This window comes from Solibacillus sp. NPDC093137, from assembly GCF_050280445.1.
In the GTDB taxonomy this organism is placed as follows: domain Bacteria; phylum Bacillota; class Bacilli; order Bacillales_A; family Planococcaceae; genus Solibacillus; species Solibacillus isronensis_B.
This window is the reverse complement of record NZ_JBNNVH010000012.1, coordinates 12,913-35,248: the sequence shown is the minus strand read 5'-3', so window position 1 is coordinate 35,248 and position 22,336 is coordinate 12,913. Positions and strand designations below refer to the sequence as shown.

Here is a 22,336-nt window from a genome sequence, read left to right as displayed (position 1 = left end):
TTTAGCGCCGATGGTAGTTGGGGGCTTCCCCCTGTGAGAGTAGGACGTCGCTTCGCACATGTAAAACCCACTGAGAAATCAGTGGGTTTTTTGTTATAAAATATTTTTTCTCTCTTTAAGGAAAAACACAAATAATATAATATTCCGAATTATTTTACTTTTTAAAGAATCTTGACAGTGATGTCCCTCGGAGGTAACCTTACAATAATATTCTTTTATAAATAGGAGGCATTCTTAACAATGTGGGAAACAAAATTTGCTAAAGAAGGTTTAACTTTTGATGATGTACTATTAGTGCCAGGGCACTCTGAAGTGTTACCGAAAGATGTTAATTTGTCTGTAAATCTAACTGACAGCATTAAGTTAAACATTCCGCTGATCTCTGCAGGTATGGATACTGTAACCGAATCAAAAATGGCAATTGCCATGGCTCGTCAAGGTGGAATTGGTATTATTCATAAAAATATGAGTATTGATGAACAAGCAGAAGAAGTCGAGAAAGTAAAACGCTCTGAAAACGGCGTTATTACAAATCCTTTCTTCCTTACACCAGAACATCAAGTTTTTGATGCAGAGCATTTAATGGGCAAGTACCGCATTTCAGGTGTCCCTATTGTAAATAACATGGAAGATCAGAAATTAGTGGGTATTATTACAAACCGTGATTTACGCTTCATTTCAGATTACTCATTAAAAATTGATGATGTAATGACAAAAGAAGATTTAATCATTGCTCCTGTAGGGACAACTTTAGAAGATGCAGAAAAAATTCTTCAGCAATATAAAATTGAAAAGTTACCGATTGTTGATGAAGCAGGAAAGTTAACTGGCTTAATCACAATTAAGGATATTGAAAAAGTAATTGAGTTCCCAAATGCTGCTAAAGACAGCCACGGCCGATTAGTTGTAGGAGCGGCGGTTGGTGTTTCTAAAGATACAATGATGCGTATTGCGAAGCTAGTGGAAGCGCAAGTGGACATCGTTGTAATTGATACAGCACACGGTCATTCTCAAGGAGTTTTAAATACAATTAAAGACATTCGTGCAGCTTACCCGGACTTGGATATTATTGCAGGGAATGTTGCAACAGCTGAAGGAACACGTGCATTATTTGAAGCTGGTGCCGATGTTGTAAAAGTAGGAATCGGTCCTGGTTCTATTTGTACAACTCGTGTTGTAGCAGGAGTTGGTGTACCACAAATTACAGCTGTTTACGATGCAGCATCAGTTGCCCGTGAATTAGGTAAAACAATTATTGCTGATGGCGGTATCAAGTATTCTGGAGATATCACAAAAGCTTTAGCTGCAGGTGGACATACTGTAATGTTAGGTTCATTATTAGCAGGAACATCTGAATCTCCTGGTGAAACAGAAATCTTCCAAGGACGTCGCTTTAAAGTGTACCGTGGAATGGGTTCACTAGGTGCAATGGAAAAAGGTTCTAAAGACCGCTACTTCCAAGAAGATGCGAAAAAGCTTGTACCAGAAGGAATTGAAGGACGTTTACCATACAAAGGACCTTTAGCAGATACAATTCACCAATTAGTTGGTGGTGTACGTGCCGGAATGGGTTACTGCGGTGCACCGGATTTAGAACACTTACGTGAAAAATCACAGTTCATTAAAATGTCGGGTGCAGGCTTACGTGAATCACATCCACATGATGTACAAATTACGAAAGAATCACCAAACTACTCTTTACAATAATTACTAGGAAACTTTCAAACGTTACTATCGTCAAATTGGAGATAGTAACGTTTTTTTATTAATAGAAGGTCACATACAACTACTTATGTATGATAAAATGACGTTAGACAAGAATAAAAATTTGGAGGTAGCTTTGTGAAGAAGGTAAGAAAGCAAACGGTATTAAGCATTGTCTTAATTCCGATTTTAATACTTAGCATGCTGGCGGTGACACCTGCTAAGACAAATGCGGCGACGGATTTAGGGTTAACGGTAGATGCGGCAATATTAATTGATGCAGACACAGGGAAAATTTTATATGAGCAAAATGCAGAGACAGCTTTAGGTATTGCAAGTATGACGAAAATGATGACAGAGTATCTATTACTTGATGCAATCGAAGAAGGCTCAATTTCATGGGATCAACAATATAATGTATCAGAGTATACATATAAAGTTTCCCAAAACCGTTTATTAAGTAATGTACCGTTACGTGCTGATGGTACGTATACAATTAGAGAGTTATATGAAGCAATGGCAATCTATTCTGCAAATGCTGCTACAATTGCGATTGCAGAAACAATTGCAGGTACAGAAAAAGAATTCCTTAAATTGATGGATAAAAAGGCAGAAGAACTTGGCTTAGAAAATTACAAATTTGTAAACGCAACAGGTTTAAATAATGCTGATTTACAAGGCATGCATCCAGAAGGTACTGGTGAAAAAGATGAAAACGTCATGCCTGCTCGTTCTGTAGCAAAATTAGCGTACAACTTATTAAAAGATCATCCTGACATGTTAGAAACAGCAAAAATTCCGAAGAAAATATTCCGTGAAGGAACTTCGGATGCAATTAGTATGTCCAATTGGAACTTCATGCTACCGGGCCTTGTATATGAATATGAAGGCGTAGACGGGTTAAAAACAGGGACAACAGATTTTGCCGGTCATACATTTACAGGTACAGCTAAACGCGGTGATACACGTTTAATCGCTGTTGTTATGAAGGCAGTGGATTCAAAGGGTGTAGGCTCTTATAAAGCACGTTTTGATGCGACAGCGAAGTTATTTGATTATGGATTTGGTCAATTTTCGAAAGTAGAACTTCTTCCAGGTAACTACGTATTTGAAGAGCAAAAAACGATTCCTGTTACTAAAGGGAAAGAGGACTCTGTTAAAATCGGTTTGAAAGAGCCGGTTTCTGTAATGGTTAAGACGAGCGAGAAAGATTCATACGTTCCGACATTGACATTGGACAAGAAAGAAATTGAAGCAGGAATCGAAAAAGACCAAGTAGTAGGACAGGCTGTACTTGCACCTACAGAAGGCAAAGATTTTGGCTATATTGATGGCAATCCTATTGTAGCAGATGTCGTGACGACAGAATCGGTAGAACGTGCAGGGAAAATATCATTAATGTTCCAAGGTATCGGAAGCTTTTTCGGTAATTTATGGAATGGTGTGTTTGGATTTGCAGGTAATTTAATTAAATAATGAGTGGGCCTTTCTATAAGTAAATACTTGTAGAAAGGCTTTTTTTTTCGTCTAAGGGAATTTTTCGATTGGGACAATTTGTCGATAAACCATGCAAAACATACATTGATACATGGAGGGATTAATCATGTGTGGAATATCAGGTTGGATCGATTACTCGACTCACTTAGTAAATGAAGAATCAATGATTAAAAAAATGACGAGGACGCTTTTACACCGTGGTCCGGATAGTGAAGGATACTTTATAAGCAAACATGCTTTACTGGGCCATAAACGGCTCGCAATTATTGATTTAGTGACAGGTAATCAGCCGATGACTCGCGGCGAATTGACAATTGTGTATAATGGCGAGGTTTACAATGCAAACGAGCTTCGTGAACAGCTTAAAAATTTGGGCCATTCCTTTTATACAACATCCGATACAGAAGTTATTTTAATGGCGTATGTTGAATGGAAAGACCGCTGTATGGAGTACTTAAATGGGATATTTGCTTTTGCCGTATGGAATGAGCAGGAGCAATCACTATTCCTATGTCGTGACCGGCTAGGCGTAAAGCCGCTGTTTTATTATGAGCTTCCGGATGGGCTATTGTTCAGTTCTGAAATAAAAGGGATACTGGCACATCCTGCTGTGAAGGCAGAAGTTGATGCAGAAGGGCTTGCCGCATTATTTAGTCTTGGCCCATCACGTATTGTAGGGCATGCCATATTTAAAGGGATTAAAGAAGTTAAGCCCGCATACGCAATGATGGTGCGAAGCGGTTTCAGGAAAAGCTGGCAGTACTGGGACATTGAAAGTAAACATCATGAACATTCAGAGGCAGAAACGATTGAAAATGTCCGGGAACTCGTAACAAATGCAATTATTCGTCAACTAATAAGCGATGTGCCGCTAAGTACAATGCTATCAGGCGGACTCGATTCAAGTATCATTACGGCGGTTGCTGCACAACAACTTGCAAAAGAACAGAAAACATTGGCGACTTATTCCGTAGCATTTGAAGAAAATGACTATCATTTCACAAAAAACTCATTTCAAACATCACAGGATGAATTCTGGATCGGAAAAATGCAACAGGCATTTCAGACAAAGCACCGACAAGTAACGTTGACCCAACAAGAATTAGTAGATGGTTTAGAACAGGCAATGCGTTTAAAAGACATGCCGAGTATGGCGGATATTGATAGCTCATTTTATTTATTCTGTAAAGAAATGAAAAAAGAACATACTGTGGCGCTGTCGGGTGAATGTGCTGATGAAGTATTTGGTGGTTATCCATGGTTTTATGAAGGGAAAAGAGAAACACTTTTCCCGTGGCTTCGTTCTACAAAGGAACGTGAACAGTTATTTAAATCAGATTGGCAAAAACGCCTGCAGTTGCCGCAGTTTATGCAAAGTACTTATGAAGAAGCAGTAAAAGGGATGCCATCATTTATAGGGACTAAAGAAGAGCAGGAACGCCAGCAGCTGTTTTATTTAAATAACCAGTTCTTTATGCAGACGTTATTAGAAAGAAATGACCGGATGACGATGGGTGCAAGTATGGAAGTCCGTGTACCGTTTGCCGATCATACAATAATTGAATATGTATGGAATATTCCTTGGGAAATGAAAAACAGCGGCGGAATGGAAAAGGGGATTTTACGAAAGGCGTTTCAGGATATTTTACCGAAGGAAGTTGTGGAGCGTAAGAAAAATCCGTATCCCAAAACGTATCATCCTAAATATACAGAACTCGTTCATCAACGGTTAGAGCAAATTTTACGGCAGAAGCACTCAGTTCTGCATGAATTATTCGAGAAGGAGCAGTTAGAACGATTGCTTGCTACAAATGGTCAATCGTTTCAAATACCTTGGTTTGGCCAGTTAATGGCGGGACCACAACTCATAGCATATTTTATACAATTACATGATTGGGTCGAGCAATATCGCATCAATATTATTTCAACGTAAAGAGACGTTTCCATACGGAACGTCTCTTTAAAAATCCCTTTCTATTAACTTTTAGAAATCCCCCAAATTTCCATTAGCTGATGGATGTTCGGTTCAATATCATGAAGTTGCAAATTACCAAACCCTAATAAAAATGTTCTTTTGGAGTAATGCTGCTCTGTTAAATAATAATTTGATAACGGTAAAATATGGATACCGTGCTTGCGCGCGACCTGTTGAAGTTCCCGTTCAGATTCCTTATGACGGAATGCAACAAGAATGTTCGTACCGGCAGCATCACCGGATATTGTTATTTGAGAGTAATGATTTGAAAACACTTCAATACATTTATCGTGCTTTTTACGGTAAATTTTACGCATCCGATTTAAATGTTTGGCAAAGTGTCCGTCTTTCATAAACTTCGCTAAAATATGCTGTTCAAACCGAGGAACTGTAGAAGAGTAGTAATTAAAATGCTCCTGATAGCGTTGAACGAGTGTTGGCGGCAGGACAAAAAAGGCAACACGCAATGATGGCATCAATGATTTAGTAAAGGTACTTAAATAAATGACCCGGTCATTTACATCAAGTCCTCTAAGCGCTGGAATTGGCTTCCCAATATATCGAAATTCACTGTCGTAATCATCTTCAATAATAAAACGGTCCGGTGTTTTAGCTGCCCAATTTAATAATTGTGTCCGTCGATTAGCTGAAAGAACTGCACCAGTCGGGAATTGGTGTGAAGGTGTTATGTAAACGACATTTGCATTTGATTTCTGTAATTGTTCCACCACAATTCCATCTGTATCAACAGAAATCGGAATAGCGAGCTGACCTAATTGATGACGGGGAATAGGTGAATAACCTGGATTTTCAAAAGCAAGCTTTGAATCAACATCTAGAATTTTTAAAATCATAGGCAGTAATTGCTCAGTACCGGAGCCGATGACGATTTGCTCTGGCTGGCACTCGATTCCCCGTGATTGGTGTAAATAGTTCGCAATTTCGATACGCAATGCAAGCTCACCTTGACGTTCCCCTGTCTGAAGTAGATGTTTGAACGGTTTATCGAGCACGTCTTTTGCATATTTTCTCCATATCGTAAAAGGAAAAGCTTCCTCATCAATTTTTGCAGAAGAGAAATCAATTTTATATTTCGTAGTTTCCGCTGTTTTTTTTATTTCATTGTTCGATAGATCACTTTGGCGGTAAGGTAATGAATCGATCTCTTCAACAAAATAACCGACACGCGGTTTTGACATAATATAGCCTTCCGCCAACAGCTGCGAATACGCAAGCTCGACGGTTGTTTGACTTATATTGAAAAAATCCGCAAGTTCCCTTTTGGAAGGAAGGCGTACACCAACAGCTAGCTGGTTGTTAGTAATTGCATTTTTTATGCCGATATACAGTTGTTCATATAGTGGAATCGTATGGTCCTTATGAAGCTGAAAGAAAAGCATCTTCTTATCCTCCTTATGTAACCTTAATGAAATTTCAATTTTAATTAATATTGAAAGTGTCAGAAAAGTATAGCACGATGTAGAAAATTAGTGAATGTTTTCGCCGGAACTTGCAAATGTATATGGTTTTATAGTACAGTATGGTTAAATTTATAAATGAATTCGATGATAGGAAGTAGTAGCAAGCCCGTTTTTTTTAGAGAGTCAGCGGTCGGTGGAAGCTGATAAAAACACTTGTGAATCCGTCCTTGAGATGCTTTTTCCGAAATTATAGTAGGTGGAAGCCGGCTTACCAAAGTCGTTAATTGTTAAGAGGAATAGATTTTTCTATTCAATTAGGGTGGCAACGCGGGTAGCTCTCGTCCCTTTCATAGGGATTGAGGGCTTTTTTGTATTTATTCTGCTAATACATTAACGCGTTAAAGTGCTCAGGATCATCATTTCATAAATATTAGGAGGAAAAATTATGTTAGATATTAAACGCGTCCGCGACAATTTTGAAGAAGTAAAGCGTATGCTTCTTACACGTAATGAGGATTTAGGAAATCTGGATAACTTTGAAAACTTAGATACAAAACGTCGTGAATTAATCGCCAAAACAGAAGTATTGAAAGCAGAGCGCAATAAAGTGTCTGAACAAATTTCTGTTATGAAGCGCAACAAAGAAGATGCATCAGAAGTAATTGCACGTATGCGCGAAGTAGGCGATGAAATTAAAGCATTGGATGCCGAATTAAATGCCATTGAAGATGAATTTAAAGATATGATGATGCGTTTGCCGAATATCCCGCATGAATCAGTACCTGTTGGCACAGAAGAAGATGATAATGTGGAAGAGTACACTTGGGGCGATGTGCCGGCATTTAATTTTGAAGCAAAAGCACATTGGGATATTGCCAAAGAATTAGATATCGTAGACTTTGAGCGCGGAGCTAAAGTTACGGGAAGCCGTTTCTTGTTCTATAAAGGTTTAGGCGCACGTTTAGAGCGTGCTTTACTGAACTTCATGATGGATCTTCATTCAGATCAGCATGGCTATACAGAAATGCTGCCACCGCAAATCGTTAACCGCGATTCACTGACAGGTACAGGCCAATTACCGAAGTTTGAAGAAGACGTATTTAAATTAGTTCGTGAAGAAGATGAAATGGATTATTACCTGATTCCAACTGCTGAAGTACCGGTAACAAACTATTACCGTGATGAAATTTTATCAGCGGATATGCTACCGCAAGCGTTCTCTGCATTCAGCGCTAACTTCCGTTCAGAAGCAGGATCTGCAGGTCGTGATACACGTGGACTGATCCGTCAGCATCAGTTCAATAAAGTAGAATTAGTTCGCTTTGTTAAACCGGAAGAATCTTATGAGCAACTTGAAATCTTAACTGGTCATGCTGAAAAGGTATTACAACTTTTAGGTTTACCATACCGCAAATTAAAAATGTGTACAGCAGATTTAGGTTTCACAGCTGCGAAGAAGTACGATTTGGAAGTATGGATTCCTGCTCAAAACATGTACCGCGAAATTTCTTCATGTTCAAACTTCGAAGATTTCCAAGCGCGTCGTGCGAATATCCGTTTCCGTCGTGAAGCAGGTGCAAAACCGGAATTCGTTCACACGTTAAATGGTTCAGGTCTAGCAATAGGTCGTACAGTAGCAGCAATTCTGGAAAATTACCAACAAGAAGATGGTTCTGTTGTTATTCCGGAAGTGTTACGTCCATATATGGGTGGACTAGAAGTCATTACTGTAAAATAATTTAATCTAAATTAAAAAGTGTGTTGAATCAATAATTTCAACACACTTTTTTTCTTTTCTGCGCTAAAATATTTCAGGGAATTTAGTAATTTATTTTACAAAGCGAGAATATTTTGTTATATTCGAGAAAATAGGATATTGGATACAATATTTTAACATTAATAGAATTTATTGAATAAAGTTTCTAAGAACATCATATTTTGCACGTGTAATATGTTGTTCAAGCAATTGGCATGTAAGCTCAATGTTATCGTTAGCCAAAGCTTCCACCATTAAATCATGTTCACTAATGGAAGTGGCAATTTGGTTAGGTAAAAGATGTGGTGTTTGCTGAGGGAAACCGGTCCAAAAATTTTCAATAATGCTATTTAATTTCCCCCAAGGACAATCTTTTATTAACAGATGATGAAATTGAATATTAAGTTGAATATATTCATCTGTATCATCTGTTTTCTTCATTCTCTCGTTAAGCTCACGCAATTGATTTACTAGTTGTGGTGACATCGTTTTCAAACTTTCAGCAGCAGCCATTGGTTCAAATTTAGCTCGTAAAAAATAAATTTCTTCCAGTTCGTGGATTGTAAATTGTTTGACGACAGCCCCTTTATGCGGCTCAACTGTGACATAGCCTTCAGCAGCCAACTGTTTTATCGCTTCTCGGATCGGCATTCTGCTAACGTTTAATGTTTTCGCCAATTCATCCTGTACCAGGCGTTCGCCAGGCTGCAGCTGCCCTTTTATAATCGCTTCGCGCAGAATCCGGTAAATTTTAGAGGGTAATGTTTCAGCAGTTAAATCATGATCAAATTTCATATAAAACACCTCATTATGTGTTGTATTTTGGATCCAATATACAATATACGGAAAAACTATGCAAACTTTAAAGAGGGATGTTGTCATGGAACAACAGATTCAGATTGGATGGGATGAAGTAAGGCTCCCGCACCCTGTTTTTGAAGGGGATACAATTTACTCCTATACAGAAATATTATCAAAAAAAGAAAGTGCTAAACGAAATAATGTAGGGATCATTGAAGTGAAAACAACCGGCTACAACCAGGACGGGCAAATTGTCATTCACTTTAAACGCACGATGATGATTTATAAAAAGGACTTTGCACCAAACATTACGAAGCCTTTAATCGATCAAGTAATCTCACAGAAAGGGAAGTGAACGAATGGAATATATTCAAGTTTCATATGAATATGAAGAGAAAATTGCGATTGTTACATTAAACCGACCGGAAATGCGTCATGCATTTAATACGGAAATGGCGAAGCAGCTGTTAACTGTATTTCAGTCATTCAATGAGCAGCCGGTACGCGTCGTCATTTTAACTTCCTCCACTGAAGATGCCTTTTGTTCAGGCGCGGATTTAAAAGAGCGTAAAGGGATGAGTGAGTCCGCGTGGACGGAACAGCATCACTTATTTGAACAAATGTTCCAGGCAGTAGCCAATTGCAGGCAACCTACCATTGCTGCGATCAATGGCTATACACTTGCAGGAGGGTTTGAACTTGCATTGAATACGGACTTAATTGTTGCCGGTAAAAATGCAAAGGTAGGGCTAACCGAGGTCACTCGAGGTATTATGCCGGGCGGAGGAGGAGCACGATTACTGCCAAAACGTGTACCGCTCCATATTGCAAAAGAATGGCTATTTACAGGGCGGATTGTCTCTGCAGAAGAAGCACAGAACGCAGGGTTATTTAATCGAGTTGTCGAATCTGAAGAAGTAATGAGTACCACACTTGAGTTAGCAAAAGAAATTGCAGGCAATGCACCTTTAGGCGTTCAAGGCGTTAAAAAAGTAGCAGAAATTAGTTCATTAGAAGCATCTGAAGCATTCCGGATTGAAATAGAAACGTACAACGAGGTTATCGCTTCTGTGGATCGAATGGAAGGTATTTTAGCCTTCAACGAAAAAAGAAAACCTAATTTTATTGGACGGTAGGAGGATCTCAGATGATGTTAACAGAGAATCTGGCATTTTTAGAAGAACTTCGTGAAGGTGTAAGAGCAGTTTGCAAACGTTTTGATGGTGACTATTGGCGGAAATTGGATGAGATCGACGGATATCCGACCGAATTTGTGGAGGCTATTACTCAGGCTGGCTTTTTAGGGGCTTTAATACCAGAACAATATGGTGGTTCCGGTTTAGGAATATTGGAAGCATCGGTAATTTTAGAGGAGATTAATCGTTCAGGCGGGAACGCGGGTGCGTGTCATGCACAAATGTATACGATGGGAACGATTTTACGGCATGGTTCTCCTGCACAAAAGGAGAAATATTTGCCGAAGATTGCGGACGGGTCACTTCGTTTACAAGCATTTGGGGTGACGGAACCTAACACTGGTACTGACACAACAAACTTAAAAACGTTTGCGAAACGGGATGGCGACCATTATATCGTGAATGGTCAAAAGGTATTCATTTCCCGTGCAGAGCATTCGGATTTAATGATTTTATTAGTGCGTACAACACCGAAAGACCAATGCGTTAAAAAGAGTGACGGCCTGTCCGTGCTAATTGTTGATTTGAATGAAGCAGTTGGAAATGGATTAGAAATACGGCCAATTAAAACAATGATGAACCATGCGACAACGGAATTGTTTATCGACAATTTAAAGGTGCCTGTAGAAAATTTAATTGGCGAAGAGGGAAAAGGATTCCGCTATATCTTGGACGGAATGAATGCCGAGCGGATTTTAATTGCTGCGGAATGTATCGGTGATGGACGCTGGTTTATTGAACGGGCAACGAATTATGCAAAAGAACGTGTTGTTTTTGATCGTCCGATAGGTCAAAACCAAGGAATACAGTTTCCGATTGCCCAGGCGCATATCCATATTGAGGCGGCAGACTTAATGCGTATAAAAGCTGCGGAATTTTATGATCGTCAGCAAGCTTGCGGGGCAGAGGCCAACATGGCGAAGTTACTTGCTGCAGATGCATCATGGGAGGCGGCCAATGTAACGATTCAAACTTATGGCGGCTTTGGCTTTGCCGCAGAATATGATATTGAGCGGAAATTTAAAGAGACACGGCTCTATCAAGTAGCTCCAATTTCAACAAACCTGATTTTATCATACGTCGGAGAACATATATTAAAACTTCCAAAATCTTATTGAGGTGAAAATCATGCACTTTCCAAAGCAAGTTGAAATTATTGAAGTAGGTCCACGCGACGGTTTGCAAAATGAATCACGCTTTGTGCCAACAGAGGAAAAGAAAAAGTTAATCAAGCAATTATATGAAGCGGGCTTTCAGCGTATTGAAACGGCATCGTTTGTTCATCCAAAAATTGTCCCGCAAATGGCAGACGCACAGGAAATTACGGCATTTTGTAATGAACTGGGGATGGAATATATCGCTTTAACTCCTAATATGAAAGCACTGGAGCGTGCAATTGATGCAGGTGTACCGCAGATTGCGGTATTCGTCGGGGCGAGTGAGACATTCAACCAAAAAAATATTAAACGTTCCATCGAAGAGTCTTTGGCAGAATGCAGCGAAGTGTTCCAGCATGCAAAAGCTCAGCAAAAGTTTATTCGTGGCTATGTGTCGATGTGTTTTAGCTGTCCGTATGAAGGAGCCATTTCCTATGAGCAAGTTAAGCGGGTTGTAGCACAATTTGTAAATGACGGGGCTGACGAAATTTCAATTGGTGATACGAATGGACAGGCAAATCCGCGCATCGTGTATGAACGGTTCAGCGCATTAAAAAAAGATTTCCCGGATACAACATTCGTGGCACATTTCCATGATACAAACGGTTTTGCCTATGCAAATATAATTGCCGCATTAAATGCGGGAATTGAAAAGTTTGATAGTTCGATTGCAGGACTTGGCGGTTGTCCGTTTTCACCTGGAGCTACAGGAAATGTAGCAACAGAGAAAGTGGTGGAGCTGTTTGAAGCGATGGAAGTTAAAACACATATCCGTCAGGAAAAGTTAAAGGATGTGGCAAAGTTCGCTTACAGCTTAGTTTAAGGAGGGCTGAATTTGAAACCATTGCAAGGAATACGTGTTCTTGATATGACAACGAATATTTCAGGGCCGACATTAACGATGATTTTAGCTGACTTAGTAGCAGAAGTGATCAAAGTAGAAAAGCTGAGCGGTGACGAGGCCAGAAAGATGGAGCCTAAATTTCAACCGGTAATTTTCCACGAAGACATCTGCTGTTTTTATGAATTCCATTAGCTCAATTTTCGTTCCCTTATGTAACTTTAACAGCCGAAGAAAAAACGTTAAAAGGTTCTTATATCAAATATCATTACGCTTGATGAAATTAGTGAAGGTTTTGATCTACTGGCAACAGGCGATAATTCTCGAATCATTATTAAAATGGATTAATGGAAAAAAGCAAAATAAAACGACGACACATTTATTCGGTAATGTGTCGTCGTTTTTGTATGGCAAGAAGTACATAAAGCACAATCCAAATACTAACGATAACCCCTACTAAACTGGCTAAATAACCAGCTGCCCCAAACGCATCGTATAACCATTGAAGAGGCGTCCCTTTTACAGGGCGATTTAGAAACATAAAATTCGTATGAAAATGTGCATTGTATATATAAACAGGCGGAACTGTGACTAGCAGAAATAATACAGCCCGCCAAATATCCGTAAAATTTGTCACCAGCTGCCTTTCCAAAATTAAAGCCGCTACAACTAATACAAGCAGTGCATGAAATATGAAGCTGTGGAAATGCAAAAAGCCGCCAACCGGATCAATTGTCCATCCGGGGAATAAAAGTGCAATCGCAGCTCCGGGCAAAGTAAGCGTAAATAATAAAGTAGCTGTAGTCCGAGTTGGGAAATAGGCATGCCAGCCAATAATGAAAATGCCAAAACCGCACAGATGGAGCGGGGGACTCCAATATGAATATTGATTTGTTACGAGTAAATAAAGTTGCTTTGCTACTTCTAATAACAGTAACAGCCAGAAAATCGATTTTAGGAAAAGATGTTGCTTTTCATGAGAAGAATAATGATAAAAATATAACGAAATTACTAAAAAACCGCCAATAAAAATAAGCCACATTATATGAATCGAATCAAAAATGGAAAATCCGTTCATTGCACACACCTTACTTTTCGGATTGTTGTTTTCTCGCTAACTTCTCTGCTTTTTTACGGTCGCGAAGCGCTTTGAAAAAGTCCGTTAAAATTTGTCCGCACTCTTCCGCCATAACCCCTTCTGTTACAGTACATTCATGATTAAAACGCGGATCATTGAGGAGACGGTATAATGAGTCGACACAGCCTGCCTTTATATCACGGGCCCCGTATACAACCCGTGGTACGCGTGACTGTAAAATAGCTCCTGCACACATCGGGCAAGGTTCAAGTGTAACGTACAAAGTAGTCTCTTCTAAACGCCAGCTGCCTATTTTGCTGCAGGCTTCTTGAATGGCCATGCTTTCTGCGTGTGTCAGTGCATTTTGAGTTGTTTCGCGTAAATTGTGTGCACGTGCAATAATCTCATCTTTATATACAATAACCGCGCCGATCGGTACTTCTCCAAGGGCAGCGGCTTTTTTTGCTTCTTCCAATGCTTCCTGCATGTAATGGTGATCTTTATTTTCGAGCATTCATCTATCACTCCTTAAATCCTAGTTTAGCATGCTAATGAATAGTTGGGCGACAAGAAATAAATCATGCTATGATGAAAGAAAAGTTTGAAGGAGTACAGCGATGAAGTCATTTCAAACCATAGAAGAAGTAAATGAGTATTTCGAAAATGCATTGGCTGATCTGGATAATGAGTATGAACAAAAATTGTTGACGATTGAGAAAAATGAACAACAAGTAACTATGACTTTGCACAAGCAATATGAACAGCAAAAAGCAGCCATTGCACAGCAGCATGAAGATGAAGAATACAAACTTAATCAAAATCGCGATCAAGCAATCGAAAAAATTGAAATGTTATTCGCAAATAAAAGAAAAGTTATATCGGTAAACTATAAAGTTACTTATGAAGAAGAACAAAAAAACTATCACGTCAATAAAATTGAACTTCTTGAGCAGAAACAAGCGGAAGAACGCAGGAAGTTTCAATTTTACAATAACAGGCAACAAGCTCTACTCTCACAATTTGAACAAGTGTCGGATGTGACAGAGGGAATGGAACAAGCAATGGATAGTTTACATCAGGAGTTAACCGACATCTTGATTAAATATAAACAGCAATTCGATGAAGCGGAACAGCTGTTTGAAGAAAGCTGTCATGGACTGGTACAACAGCGTGATGAAGCAATCGAAAACCTAATGGATAATGAAGCAGCATCACAAAGCCAGCTAGATGATCAGTTATTTGAGGCATTACAGGATCTATCTGAAAGAACAGAGAAACACTATGAGCAAATCGAACAAACCTTTATGAAAAAAGAACAGTCTCTTCAGGAAATGGCATTTGCCCAGCAACAAAAAATAAATGCTAATTATGATGAACAGCGTGAAAAGTTATTTGAATTACAGGAGCAAGCGCTCGCACAATTTGATTACTAGAAATTGGCTATGCCTTATTCGGTAAAATAGAATTGTTTGCTTTGTTGTCTAAAGAACGTTGTGATAAAATTAAAAGCATTGACTATAAAAAGAGAAGGAGCACTTCTAATGTCTGTGCCATTTATAACAGTAGAAGGTCCGATTGGTGTTGGGAAGACCTCATTATCTAAGGCCGTATCACAAACGTTTGACTATCATTTATTAAAAGAGATTGTAGATGAAAATCCATTTCTCGGTAAGTTCTATGAAGATATTAGTGAGTGGAGCTTCCAAACGGAAATGTTTTTCCTGTGCAATCGCTACAAACAATTATCTGATATTCATGAAATTATTGAAGCACAAGGGCCAGTAGTGGCTGATTATCATATATTTAAAAATTTGATCTTTGCAAAACGTACTTTAAAGCCGACTGAGTATGAAAAGTACGAATCGATCTATCGAATTTTAACTGCTGATATGCCAAAGCCAAATATGGTCATTTATTTACATGCAAGCTTAGACACATTAATGAAACGAATCGCTATGCGCGGTCGTGAAATGGAAAAGAACATTTCACGTGACTATATGGAACAACTTTCAAGCGATTATCATCAATTTATCGGACATTTTGAAAAGATGCATCCAGAAATCCCTGTCATCTCATTAAATGGAGATGAGCTTGATTTTGTGAAGAATGAAGAAGATTTAAAGTACGTACTACGACTAGTAGAAGAAAAGTTACAACAAAGGAGTTTGCATCAGAAATGAACTTAAGAGAGAAGTACAATATTCCTGCTAATGCAGTGATTACAATTGCAGGAACAGTAGGTGTCGGAAAGTCAACAATGACAAAAGCATTATCGCATAGCTTAAACTTCCGTACATCTTATGAAAAGGTTGATACAAACCCTTATTTAGATAAATTTTATGATAATTTTGAAAAGTGGAGCTTCCATTTGCAAGTATATTTCCTTGCTGAACGATTTAAAGAACAGAAGCGAATTTTTGAATATGGCGGGGGCTTTATACAGGACCGTTCTATTTACGAAGATACAGGTATTTTTGCGAAGATGCATTATGACAAAGGTACAATGACGCCGACAGATTATGAAACATATACAAATCTTTTTGATGCAATGGTAATGACACCGTATTTCCCGCACCCGGATTTACTTGTATATTTGGAAGGTCCGATTGATGATGTAATTGGACGTATCCATGAGCGAGGACGCGAGATGGAGCAGCAAACGCCTCATTCGTACTGGGAAGAAATGCACGGTCGCTATGAAGACTGGATTAACAACTTCAATGCCTGTCCGGTATTGCGTATTGATATTAACGATTACGATTTAATGAAGAACCCTGCACAAGTAGAGGATGTCGTAGCTCGTATCGGTTATATGCTTGAACAAACAAGCCATTTACGAAAATAATAAAAAAGGACTGATTTCTGTAGGATAGCGGAAATCAGTCTTTTTTATTTCGCCCAAACGATAATAAAAATAGGTGTCATAATGAGCAGAAAGACGAAGAAGCTCCATAAAACTTGCTTACTTGTCGTCATATTTTTAGGTTTTATACTGATGGATTCGTATAGCTCGTTCACTGCGCGCTGTTCCCTTTCATAAAGCATCCTCTGAAAAGAAGCGTAGTTATCGATATATGATGCCGGATTTTCAAAATGGAAGCGAATCGCACGTATATCATCCGTAACATCTTTATCTTGATGCATATACGTGATTGTAGGGGCAAGACCACCTGTCAGCCGGGCAGTAACTTGTATATCGAAGGTCTTCATCTTATAAGTTATTTGGCCACTTTCATCTGTTACCGATTCAATGAGCGGGTTGTTCAATATAGTTCCCCCCCCTTTCCTGTATTAGTAGCATTCCCAATATAAGTATATTTTTAACGACTTTAAAAAATATTGCGAAGAAAAAGTTGTATCGTTTATGCTTAAAGTAATTACAAATTTTAACGATTTGTAACATTATAGCAAAAAGGGGATGGAAATATGACTTTATCGATGATAGATCGCTTACAGGCACTACCAACGACAGCAATTTCCGATGCAACAGGGGGACATACGAATGTAGCATCAGCAATTAAACCGCTTGCCGATCACTTTAAAATTGCCGGACAAGCGAGAACGGTACGTCTGCCGGACGGGGAAAATGGTGCGGTACTGGAAGCAATAAGCCAGGCTGAAAAAGGGGAAATTTTAGTCATCGATGCTAAAGGTAATACGAATCGTGCTGTAGCTGGGGACTTTGTTATGCAGCTTGCGCAAGGTGTCGGTGTCCAAGGTTTTGTTGTGGACGGGGTTATTCGCGATATAGCAGCTGCAAAGGAAATTGATTTTCCGGTATTTGCATTAGGTACAACAGTAGCAGCAGGCAATAAACATGGTGGTGGGACAGTAGGCATAGCCGTGTCTGTAGGAAATGTGGCTGTTCAAACAGGCGATTATGTAGTTGGTGATAGTGATGGGGTTGTTATTATCCCTCAGGAGGATATTGAGCAGATTATTGAGGCTGCAGAAGCAAAAGTGGCAAAAGATGAAGAGCGGGCACATGAAGCATTATATAACGGGGAAGCATCAATCCGCGCATATTTAGCAAAAGTAGTGAAATAAAAAATGGCGTAGCGAATATATTGTTCACTACGCCATTTTCTAATTTTATTTTAAGTTCGCAGCTTGGTATTCAGCAAATTGCTTCTCGTCGAAACGTTTTTCCCATTTCGCCATAACAAGTGCTGCCAATGTGTTACCTACTACGTTTACAGCTGTACGAGCCATATCTAAAATACGGTCAATACCTGCAATGAATGCTAAACCTTCAAGTGGAATACCTACAGAACCTAATGTTGCAAGAAGTACTACGAAAGATACCCCTGGAACACCCGCAATCCCTTTAGATGTTACCATTAATACAAGCATTAATGTAATCTGTTCCATAATTGAAAGGTCAATACCGTACATTTGCGCAATGAAGATTGCTGCAATCGCCTGGTAAAGAGTAGAACCGTCTAAGTTGAATGAATAACCTGTTGGGATTACGAATGATACGATATCTTTCGGTGCACCCATTTTTTCTGTTTTTAACATAATACGAGGTAATACTGTCTCTGATGAAGAAGTAGTATAAGCCAGTAATAGCTCGTCCTTAATCATACGAATTAATTTAAAGATATTAATACCGAAAATACGGGCAGTAAGACCTAATACAACAATTACGAAGAAAATCATTGTTGCATATACTAAAATCGCCAGTTTTCCTAATGGTATAAGGGATTCTATACCGAATTTGGAAACGGTTACACCTATAAGTGCAAATACCCCAATTGGTGCGAATTTCATTACTAAGTTTGTGACCCAGAACATGGCGTCTGCAGTACCTTGGAAGAATGCGAGCACTGGTTTTCCGCGATCACCAATTGCTGCTACACCTAAACCGAAAATTACAGAGAAGAAAATAATTGCTAGCATATCGCCTTCTGCCATTGCATTTATAATGTTTTTAGGAACGACATCTACAATAATTTGGATTTTGCTTTTATCTTCTTCAGCTTCCGTTGTTTCTACATAAGAAGAAATATCAGATTTCTCTAATGCATTCATATCAATACCAGCACCTGGTTGGAATAGGTTAGCTGCTAATAAACCAACAACAATCGCAACTGTTGTAATAACTTCGAAATAAATAAGTGTTTTACCGCCAAGACGACCTAATTGTTTCATATCACCAGTTCCGGCAACACCAACGATTAGTGTCGAAATAATAATCGGTACTACGATCATCTTAATTAAGTTTAAGAAAATATCGCCAAGTGGCTGTAAGTATGACTGTGCAGTTTCGTTACCAAAGAACACAGCACCTACGATAACACCGAGTACAAGACCGATTAAAATTTGTGCGGCTAAACTAATTTTAAACTTTTTCAAAATATAGTTCCTCCTAAAAAATCAGATTCAGGACTAGCCTAAAACTAATTTTATTAGATACATACAAAATCCGACAAAATCCGACTAATCAACTTTACTAATAATTTCAGAATATAAAACTTGAATGAATTTTTTTATGTTTACTTTTGCTTTACGTTGCTCATTTTTCTCTATTTGATTCATTAAATAACGAATATCCGTCAAGTCAAAATAGCGTGGGGTATAATACTCAAATTCAGAGTTTGTATAATCGACAATTCCTAAATTTGCCAAGTTAATCATTGCAGCTAATATAGTGCGGCGTACACGTTGTTCAATTGCTTTACTTTCCTTTAAAATTTCATCCGGCGTATTTTTCGTCAGCATGGCAACACGTTCATATACTTCCTTTAATGGGGGAAGCGGTGCAATTTTATGCTTTTCGATTAATAGCTGTTCTATAATTTTGATAATATCCTCACTGCCGACTTCAGCGACAATTCCCATATCATTCAAGATGGATTGAATATGTTCCCGTGCCGTTTTTTTTGTATGTGTCACATCTGTAATATCAAAGTTTGTCAGAGACTGGCGAATAACTTGCAAGGAATTTCTTAATAAGTATTGCTCGGTTGTCCTTTTTAATACCATTTGTACTTCAACTTTATTAATAGGCTTATGAATGAAAAATTCAATTCCTTTTGAATAGCCTTCAGCGACCATTTCCTTATTAACAACTTGTGAGATCATAATAAACTGACCTTTGAAACCATTTTGTTGAAGGCGTTCAATTGTTTCAATTCCATCCAACTTCGGCATTAGTAAATCGATTAATACAAACTCCGGCTGCATCATTAAAATTTGGGGAATGGCATCCAGACCGTTTTTTGCCTCTCCAATAACAGCTCCGAGTTCACAGTCATTAATAATATTACTGAGCATCATACGGCTTGCTCGGTCATCATCTACTATAAAATAGCGCATTAGTAATTCTCCTTTTGAATATTTTTTGTAGGAATTTGCACTACAAAGCAAGTCGACGTATCACTTGTTACGTGAATATTTCCTTGAAGATTTTCAACAATTGTTTTTGTATGGGAAAGACCGATTCCTGTAGAACCTTGGCCCTGTTCATTAAACTTGGATGTATAGCCTGCATCAAAAATGATCGGAATGAGCGCTGCTTCAATACCAACTCCATTATCTTCTACAATAAAAGAAGTCATATCCTGGTCGACTACAACATTCAGCGTAATATATCCGCTTTCTTCAATTGCCTCCACAGCATTTGCCATTAAATTATTCAAAATAGCAAATAGTGCAATATGGTCTTTTGTTTGAAAATCATCTGGGCAAATCAGTGTAAAGGAAATCGATTTATTTAAATAGGTGGAATAATTTTCATTTGCTTCCACAATAAAACTTAGTAAATCAGACAATAGAAAATTTGACGGGTAGTTTCTCGTCGTAATTTTAGAGAGCCCGGCATGAATACGCTCATTGTCTTTTTTTACTTCATGGATTTCCTGGGCAATATGTAAAGCTTCAGAAGCTAGCTGCAATTCGTTTGATTTCAGCTTTTTGTAAAGCTGGTAACTGTTTGCTGTAAGCTGCTCAATTTGGTGCATCGTTTTTTGAAGATACAATGCTTCTACATATAACTCCGAATGAATCGTCATGAGCTGTTTCAGCTGTTTTTTCTGTTCCGACATCGTAATCATGCTGTAAATGCCTACAACAAAATAGCTGCGTAACAATCCAACGAGGATGAACAGCAAAAAAGAAGTAAACGTTTCCTGATCAGAAACAAGTAGAATGTCCGTTAAAACGTGTTCAATCGTGTTCGATATTACTTCAAATGCTGTTGCCAATAAACCGAGCACAAGCGGCTGTTTTTTTAACTCGTCCAGCGGAATTAGTTTGAAGCATAGTGCAAAAACTATATAAAAAGCACCGGCCGGCAAATGTTCAAAGATATGAGTAAGGAAGCTTTGTCCATAAATAAAAATATCCAGTAATGAACGACCGAAAATGACGATTAGTGCAGTCAATAAACCAGTAGATACAATCGGTAATGGACGAATCAGTAAAGCGAAAAAGAAAATAATGCTCCCTAAACCGAAACGAAAAGGTCCTTCTTCAAAAGGAATTATTTTAATTTCGCCACCAATAGCAGTCAATAAACCGACGAGTAGCATAAATAAGAATAATTTAGTTGTTTTAATATATGGCTGAGTCGATTCCAATTTTGATATACCGCCCTTTACATATATGACATAGTAATTAATTGTACAAGAAAGTTGTCTATAAATACAAAAAAGTACTATTTCCATCAAATAGAAATAGTACCTTAAGGTGAATTTAGATATAAAAAAACCGCTCAACTAATGTAGCGGATAAAAGTTCAAAAATGGAGGAGGTAGAGGGATTCGAACCCCCGCGCGGTGTTACCCGCCTGTCGGTTTTCAAGACCGATCCCTTCAGCCAGACTTGGGTATACCTCCAAAATATAAAATGTCTTTTCGACAAAGATTAATTTACCACGGAATGAGATTTGCGTCAATAATTTTTTCGGGAAAATTATAAGCTGATTAAATAGAGAAAACGAGAAATCCAAATTTATAGAGGATGTCTCGTTTTACTATTGATTTATTTTTTTGAGGCATAAACTTTATTCGATGAATTTTTTAAAAAGCTTAAAATATTTTCAATGAATGGTTCTGTTTTTTCGATTTGAGTCCAGTGCCCACATTCATTAAATACATGTAGTTGTGCGTGAGGTAGTAATTGAATTAATCGATAGCTTGTTTCTTCGATTGGAATCACTTGGTCATTCAGGCCATGGAAAATTAATGTTTCAATCTCAATTTGCTTAATCTGCTCATCTTCTAAAGCCATTTCATCTAACATTTTTTGACGCGGTTCCGGGAACATTGCCGAGAACGCATCTCTTACATCAGGGCGCATGCTCGCTTCATAGCGCATGCGAACAAGTTCCTCATTATTTGCAGCTGCTTGATCGTACGAGAACAATTTAATAAGCTCTTTCATTGTTTCTAAACTTGGTTCATAGCCCCACACACGGTCTAGACCATTAGAAATTGGATGCTTTGTGCCAACACTACCCATTAAGATTAATTTTTTTACTAAATCTGGTCTGCGATATGCGATATGAAGAGACAATGCACCACCAAATGAATTACCAACTAAATAAACGGGTTCATCAGCAACCTTTTCAATAAAGCCAATTAAGTGCTCCACCCATAGCTCAATATTGTAATTATTGTCTGCTAATTTATCTGTTTCACCAAAACCGATAACATCCGGCGCTAAAACTCTATACGATTCACTAAGACGTGGGATAACTAAACGCCAGTTTGCAAGTGCAGACACACCAGGTCCTGATCCATGTATTAAAATGATTGTTTCACTTCCAGTACCTTCTTCATGATAGTGTGTGTTAACACCATTGATATTTAAATAGTTTGAACTAATGTTCAATTCAGCCACTCCTTTTTTGTTAATTGTATTGAGAATTAATTAGAAAGAAGAAAACAAGGTCCATCTTTCTAA

General features: G+C 38.4%; 22 protein-coding genes, 1 tRNA gene, 1 pseudogene and 1 other annotated feature. Of the genes and pseudogenes, 14 read left to right on the top strand and 10 right to left on the bottom strand.

What is annotated here, in order from left to right; genetic code table 11:
* Window positions 1-240 precede the first annotated feature (240 nt).
* The 3 genes from guaB to asnB all read left to right on the top strand — a co-directional run bounded on the left by guaB (window position 241) and on the right by asnB (window position 5,134).
* Complete coding sequence (guaB, locus tag ACQKN3_RS20055; protein WP_251691736.1) at window positions 241-1,707, top strand: IMP dehydrogenase; 1,467 nt, start codon at window positions 241-243, stop codon at window positions 1,705-1,707.
* A 135-nt stretch (window positions 1,708-1,842) separates the two neighbouring features.
* Window positions 1,843-3,180 carry a D-alanyl-D-alanine carboxypeptidase family protein gene (locus ACQKN3_RS20050; protein WP_251691737.1) on the top strand — a complete coding sequence of 446 codons (1,338 nt, stop codon included), beginning with the start codon at window positions 1,843-1,845 and terminating at the stop codon, window positions 3,178-3,180.
* 127 nt (window positions 3,181-3,307) lie between these two features.
* Entirely contained in the window at window positions 3,308-5,134 is a 1,827-nt protein-coding gene (gene asnB / locus ACQKN3_RS20045; RefSeq protein ID WP_251691739.1) for an asparagine synthase (glutamine-hydrolyzing), read from the top strand.
* Between the two features lie 44 nt (window positions 5,135-5,178).
* Here the strand turns inward: asnB and ACQKN3_RS20040 are convergent, their stop codons facing one another.
* Entirely contained in the window at window positions 5,179-6,576 is a 1,398-nt protein-coding gene (locus ACQKN3_RS20040) for a PLP-dependent aminotransferase family protein (RefSeq protein ID WP_427714347.1), read from the bottom strand.
* 156 nt (window positions 6,577-6,732) lie between these two features.
* Window positions 6,733-6,946: a binding site (T-box leader), on the top strand.
* A gap of 96 nt (window positions 6,947-7,042) precedes the next feature.
* Between ACQKN3_RS20040 and serS the strand changes: the two genes are divergently transcribed.
* Window positions 7,043-8,335 (top strand): serine--tRNA ligase, encoded by a 1,293-nt coding sequence (gene serS / locus ACQKN3_RS20035; RefSeq protein ID WP_251691743.1) that lies wholly within the window; start codon window positions 7,043-7,045, stop codon window positions 8,333-8,335.
* A 168-nt stretch (window positions 8,336-8,503) separates the two neighbouring features.
* Here serS and ACQKN3_RS20030 read toward each other — a convergent pair whose 3' ends face one another.
* On the bottom strand, window positions 8,504-9,148 hold the full coding sequence (locus ACQKN3_RS20030; RefSeq protein ID WP_251691745.1) for a GntR family transcriptional regulator: 645 nt from the start codon (window positions 9,146-9,148) through the stop codon (window positions 8,504-8,506).
* An 85-nt stretch (window positions 9,149-9,233) separates the two neighbouring features.
* On the opposite strand from ACQKN3_RS20030, the gene ACQKN3_RS20025 reads away from it, so the two are divergent.
* The 6 genes and pseudogenes from ACQKN3_RS20025 to ACQKN3_RS20000 all read left to right on the top strand — a co-directional run.
* Window positions 9,234-9,509 carry a hypothetical protein gene (locus ACQKN3_RS20025; protein ID WP_251691747.1) on the top strand — a complete coding sequence of 92 codons (276 nt, stop codon included), beginning with the start codon at window positions 9,234-9,236 and terminating at the stop codon, window positions 9,507-9,509.
* 4 nt (window positions 9,510-9,513) lie between these two features.
* Window positions 9,514-10,290 (top strand): enoyl-CoA hydratase/isomerase family protein, encoded by a 777-nt coding sequence (locus ACQKN3_RS20020; RefSeq protein ID WP_251691749.1) that lies wholly within the window; start codon window positions 9,514-9,516, stop codon window positions 10,288-10,290.
* Window positions 10,291-10,301: 11 nt separating this feature from the next.
* Window positions 10,302-11,468: an acyl-CoA dehydrogenase family protein gene (locus ACQKN3_RS20015; protein WP_427714343.1), complete on the top strand. Its 1,167-nt coding sequence runs from the start codon at window positions 10,302-10,304 to the stop codon at window positions 11,466-11,468.
* Between the two features lie 10 nt (window positions 11,469-11,478).
* Window positions 11,479-12,330 carry a hydroxymethylglutaryl-CoA lyase gene (locus ACQKN3_RS20010; protein WP_251691753.1) on the top strand — a complete coding sequence of 284 codons (852 nt, stop codon included), beginning with the start codon at window positions 11,479-11,481 and terminating at the stop codon, window positions 12,328-12,330.
* A gap of 12 nt (window positions 12,331-12,342) precedes the next feature.
* Window positions 12,343-12,543 carry a CoA transferase gene (locus tag ACQKN3_RS20005; RefSeq protein WP_251691755.1) on the top strand — a complete coding sequence of 67 codons (201 nt, stop codon included), beginning with the start codon at window positions 12,343-12,345 and terminating at the stop codon, window positions 12,541-12,543.
* A pseudogene (locus tag ACQKN3_RS20000) lies at window positions 12,537-12,696 on the top strand (alcohol dehydrogenase); the annotation flags it as partial. The gene ACQKN3_RS20005 and the pseudogene ACQKN3_RS20000, both read left to right, overlap by 7 nt.
* Window positions 12,697-12,727: 31 nt before the next feature.
* Here ACQKN3_RS20000 and ACQKN3_RS19995 read toward each other — a convergent pair.
* Complete coding sequence (locus ACQKN3_RS19995; RefSeq protein WP_427714341.1) at window positions 12,728-13,426, bottom strand: hypothetical protein; 699 nt, start codon at window positions 13,424-13,426, stop codon at window positions 12,728-12,730.
* A 10-nt stretch (window positions 13,427-13,436) separates the two neighbouring features.
* Window positions 13,437-13,940 (bottom strand): tRNA adenosine(34) deaminase TadA, encoded by a 504-nt coding sequence (tadA, locus tag ACQKN3_RS19990; protein ID WP_251691759.1) that lies wholly within the window; start codon window positions 13,938-13,940, stop codon window positions 13,437-13,439.
* A 103-nt stretch (window positions 13,941-14,043) separates the two neighbouring features.
* On the opposite strand from tadA, the gene ACQKN3_RS19985 reads away from it, so the two are divergent.
* The 3 genes from ACQKN3_RS19985 to ACQKN3_RS19975 all read left to right on the top strand — a co-directional run bounded on the left by ACQKN3_RS19985 (window position 14,044) and on the right by ACQKN3_RS19975 (window position 16,271).
* Window positions 14,044-14,859: a hypothetical protein gene (locus ACQKN3_RS19985; protein ID WP_427714337.1), complete on the top strand. Its 816-nt coding sequence runs from the start codon at window positions 14,044-14,046 to the stop codon at window positions 14,857-14,859.
* Window positions 14,860-14,967: 108 nt separating this feature from the next.
* The gene (locus ACQKN3_RS19980) at window positions 14,968-15,606 is read left to right on the top strand and encodes a deoxynucleoside kinase (protein WP_079523445.1); all 639 of its coding nucleotides are present in this window, start codon (window positions 14,968-14,970) and stop codon (window positions 15,604-15,606) included.
* Window positions 15,603-16,271, top strand: a complete 669-nt coding sequence (locus tag ACQKN3_RS19975) for a deoxynucleoside kinase (RefSeq protein WP_251691763.1) — start codon at window positions 15,603-15,605, stop codon at window positions 16,269-16,271. The genes ACQKN3_RS19980 and ACQKN3_RS19975 overlap by 4 nt, the downstream gene beginning before the upstream one ends.
* A 44-nt stretch (window positions 16,272-16,315) precedes the next feature.
* Here the strand turns inward: ACQKN3_RS19975 and ACQKN3_RS19970 are convergent, their stop codons facing one another.
* Entirely contained in the window at window positions 16,316-16,693 is a 378-nt protein-coding gene (locus ACQKN3_RS19970; protein WP_251691764.1) for a sodium:proton antiporter, read from the bottom strand.
* 159 nt (window positions 16,694-16,852) lie between these two features.
* Between ACQKN3_RS19970 and ACQKN3_RS19965 the strand changes: the two genes are divergently transcribed.
* Window positions 16,853-17,473, top strand: coding sequence for an RraA family protein (locus ACQKN3_RS19965; RefSeq protein WP_427714332.1), 621 nt, complete (start codon window positions 16,853-16,855; stop codon window positions 17,471-17,473).
* A 45-nt stretch (window positions 17,474-17,518) separates the two neighbouring features.
* Here the strand turns inward: ACQKN3_RS19965 and ACQKN3_RS19960 are convergent, their stop codons facing one another.
* From ACQKN3_RS19960 to ACQKN3_RS19940, 5 genes are all read right to left on the bottom strand, one after another.
* The gene (locus tag ACQKN3_RS19960; RefSeq protein ID WP_353056592.1) at window positions 17,519-18,787 is read right to left on the bottom strand and encodes a cation:dicarboxylate symporter family transporter; all 1,269 of its coding nucleotides are present in this window, start codon (window positions 18,785-18,787) and stop codon (window positions 17,519-17,521) included.
* Window positions 18,788-18,868: 81 nt separating this feature from the next.
* Window positions 18,869-19,747 (bottom strand): response regulator, encoded by an 879-nt coding sequence (locus ACQKN3_RS19955; RefSeq protein ID WP_251691770.1) that lies wholly within the window; start codon window positions 19,745-19,747, stop codon window positions 18,869-18,871.
* A complete protein-coding gene (locus ACQKN3_RS19950) occupies window positions 19,747-21,009 on the bottom strand; it encodes a sensor histidine kinase (protein ID WP_427714329.1) in 1,263 nt (420 codons plus the stop codon). The genes ACQKN3_RS19955 and ACQKN3_RS19950 overlap by 1 nt, the downstream gene beginning before the upstream one ends.
* Before the next feature lie 165 nt (window positions 21,010-21,174).
* Window positions 21,175-21,267, bottom strand: a tRNA-Ser gene (locus ACQKN3_RS19945).
* A 145-nt stretch (window positions 21,268-21,412) separates the two neighbouring features.
* Entirely contained in the window at window positions 21,413-22,264 is an 852-nt protein-coding gene (locus ACQKN3_RS19940) for an alpha/beta fold hydrolase (RefSeq protein WP_427714326.1), read from the bottom strand.
* Between the last annotated feature and the right edge of the window lie 72 nt (window positions 22,265-22,336).

Excerpts from the sequence above, each read along its gene's own strand:
- guaB (WP_251691736.1), top strand. The coding sequence starts at position 241 with ATGTGGGAAACAAAATTTGCTAAAGAAGGTTTAACTTTTGATGATGTA.
- tadA (WP_251691759.1), bottom strand. The coding sequence starts at position 13,940 with ATGCTCGAAAATAAAGATCACCATTACATGCAGGAAGCATTGGAAGAA.
- ACQKN3_RS19955 (WP_251691770.1), bottom strand. The coding sequence starts at position 19,747 with ATGCGCTATTTTATAGTAGATGATGACCGAGCAAGCCGTATGATGCTC.
- ACQKN3_RS20020 (WP_251691749.1), top strand. The coding sequence starts at position 9,514 with ATGGAATATATTCAAGTTTCATATGAATATGAAGAGAAAATTGCGATT.
- ACQKN3_RS19965 (WP_427714332.1), top strand. The coding sequence starts at position 16,853 with ATGACTTTATCGATGATAGATCGCTTACAGGCACTACCAACGACAGCA.
- ACQKN3_RS19995 (WP_427714341.1), bottom strand. The coding sequence starts at position 13,426 with ATGAACGGATTTTCCATTTTTGATTCGATTCATATAATGTGGCTTATT.
- ACQKN3_RS20015 (WP_427714343.1), top strand. The coding sequence starts at position 10,302 with ATGATGTTAACAGAGAATCTGGCATTTTTAGAAGAACTTCGTGAAGGT.
- ACQKN3_RS20010 (WP_251691753.1), top strand. The coding sequence starts at position 11,479 with ATGCACTTTCCAAAGCAAGTTGAAATTATTGAAGTAGGTCCACGCGAC.
- ACQKN3_RS19975 (WP_251691763.1), top strand. The coding sequence starts at position 15,603 with ATGAACTTAAGAGAGAAGTACAATATTCCTGCTAATGCAGTGATTACA.
- ACQKN3_RS19985 (WP_427714337.1), top strand. The coding sequence starts at position 14,044 with ATGAAGTCATTTCAAACCATAGAAGAAGTAAATGAGTATTTCGAAAAT.
- serS (WP_251691743.1), top strand. The coding sequence starts at position 7,043 with ATGTTAGATATTAAACGCGTCCGCGACAATTTTGAAGAAGTAAAGCGT.
- ACQKN3_RS20025 (WP_251691747.1), top strand. The coding sequence starts at position 9,234 with ATGGAACAACAGATTCAGATTGGATGGGATGAAGTAAGGCTCCCGCAC.
- ACQKN3_RS20040 (WP_427714347.1), bottom strand. The coding sequence starts at position 6,576 with ATGCTTTTCTTTCAGCTTCATAAGGACCATACGATTCCACTATATGAA.
- ACQKN3_RS20030 (WP_251691745.1), bottom strand. The coding sequence starts at position 9,148 with ATGAAATTTGATCATGATTTAACTGCTGAAACATTACCCTCTAAAATT.
- asnB (WP_251691739.1), top strand. The coding sequence starts at position 3,308 with ATGTGTGGAATATCAGGTTGGATCGATTACTCGACTCACTTAGTAAAT.
- ACQKN3_RS19980 (WP_079523445.1), top strand. The coding sequence starts at position 14,968 with ATGTCTGTGCCATTTATAACAGTAGAAGGTCCGATTGGTGTTGGGAAG.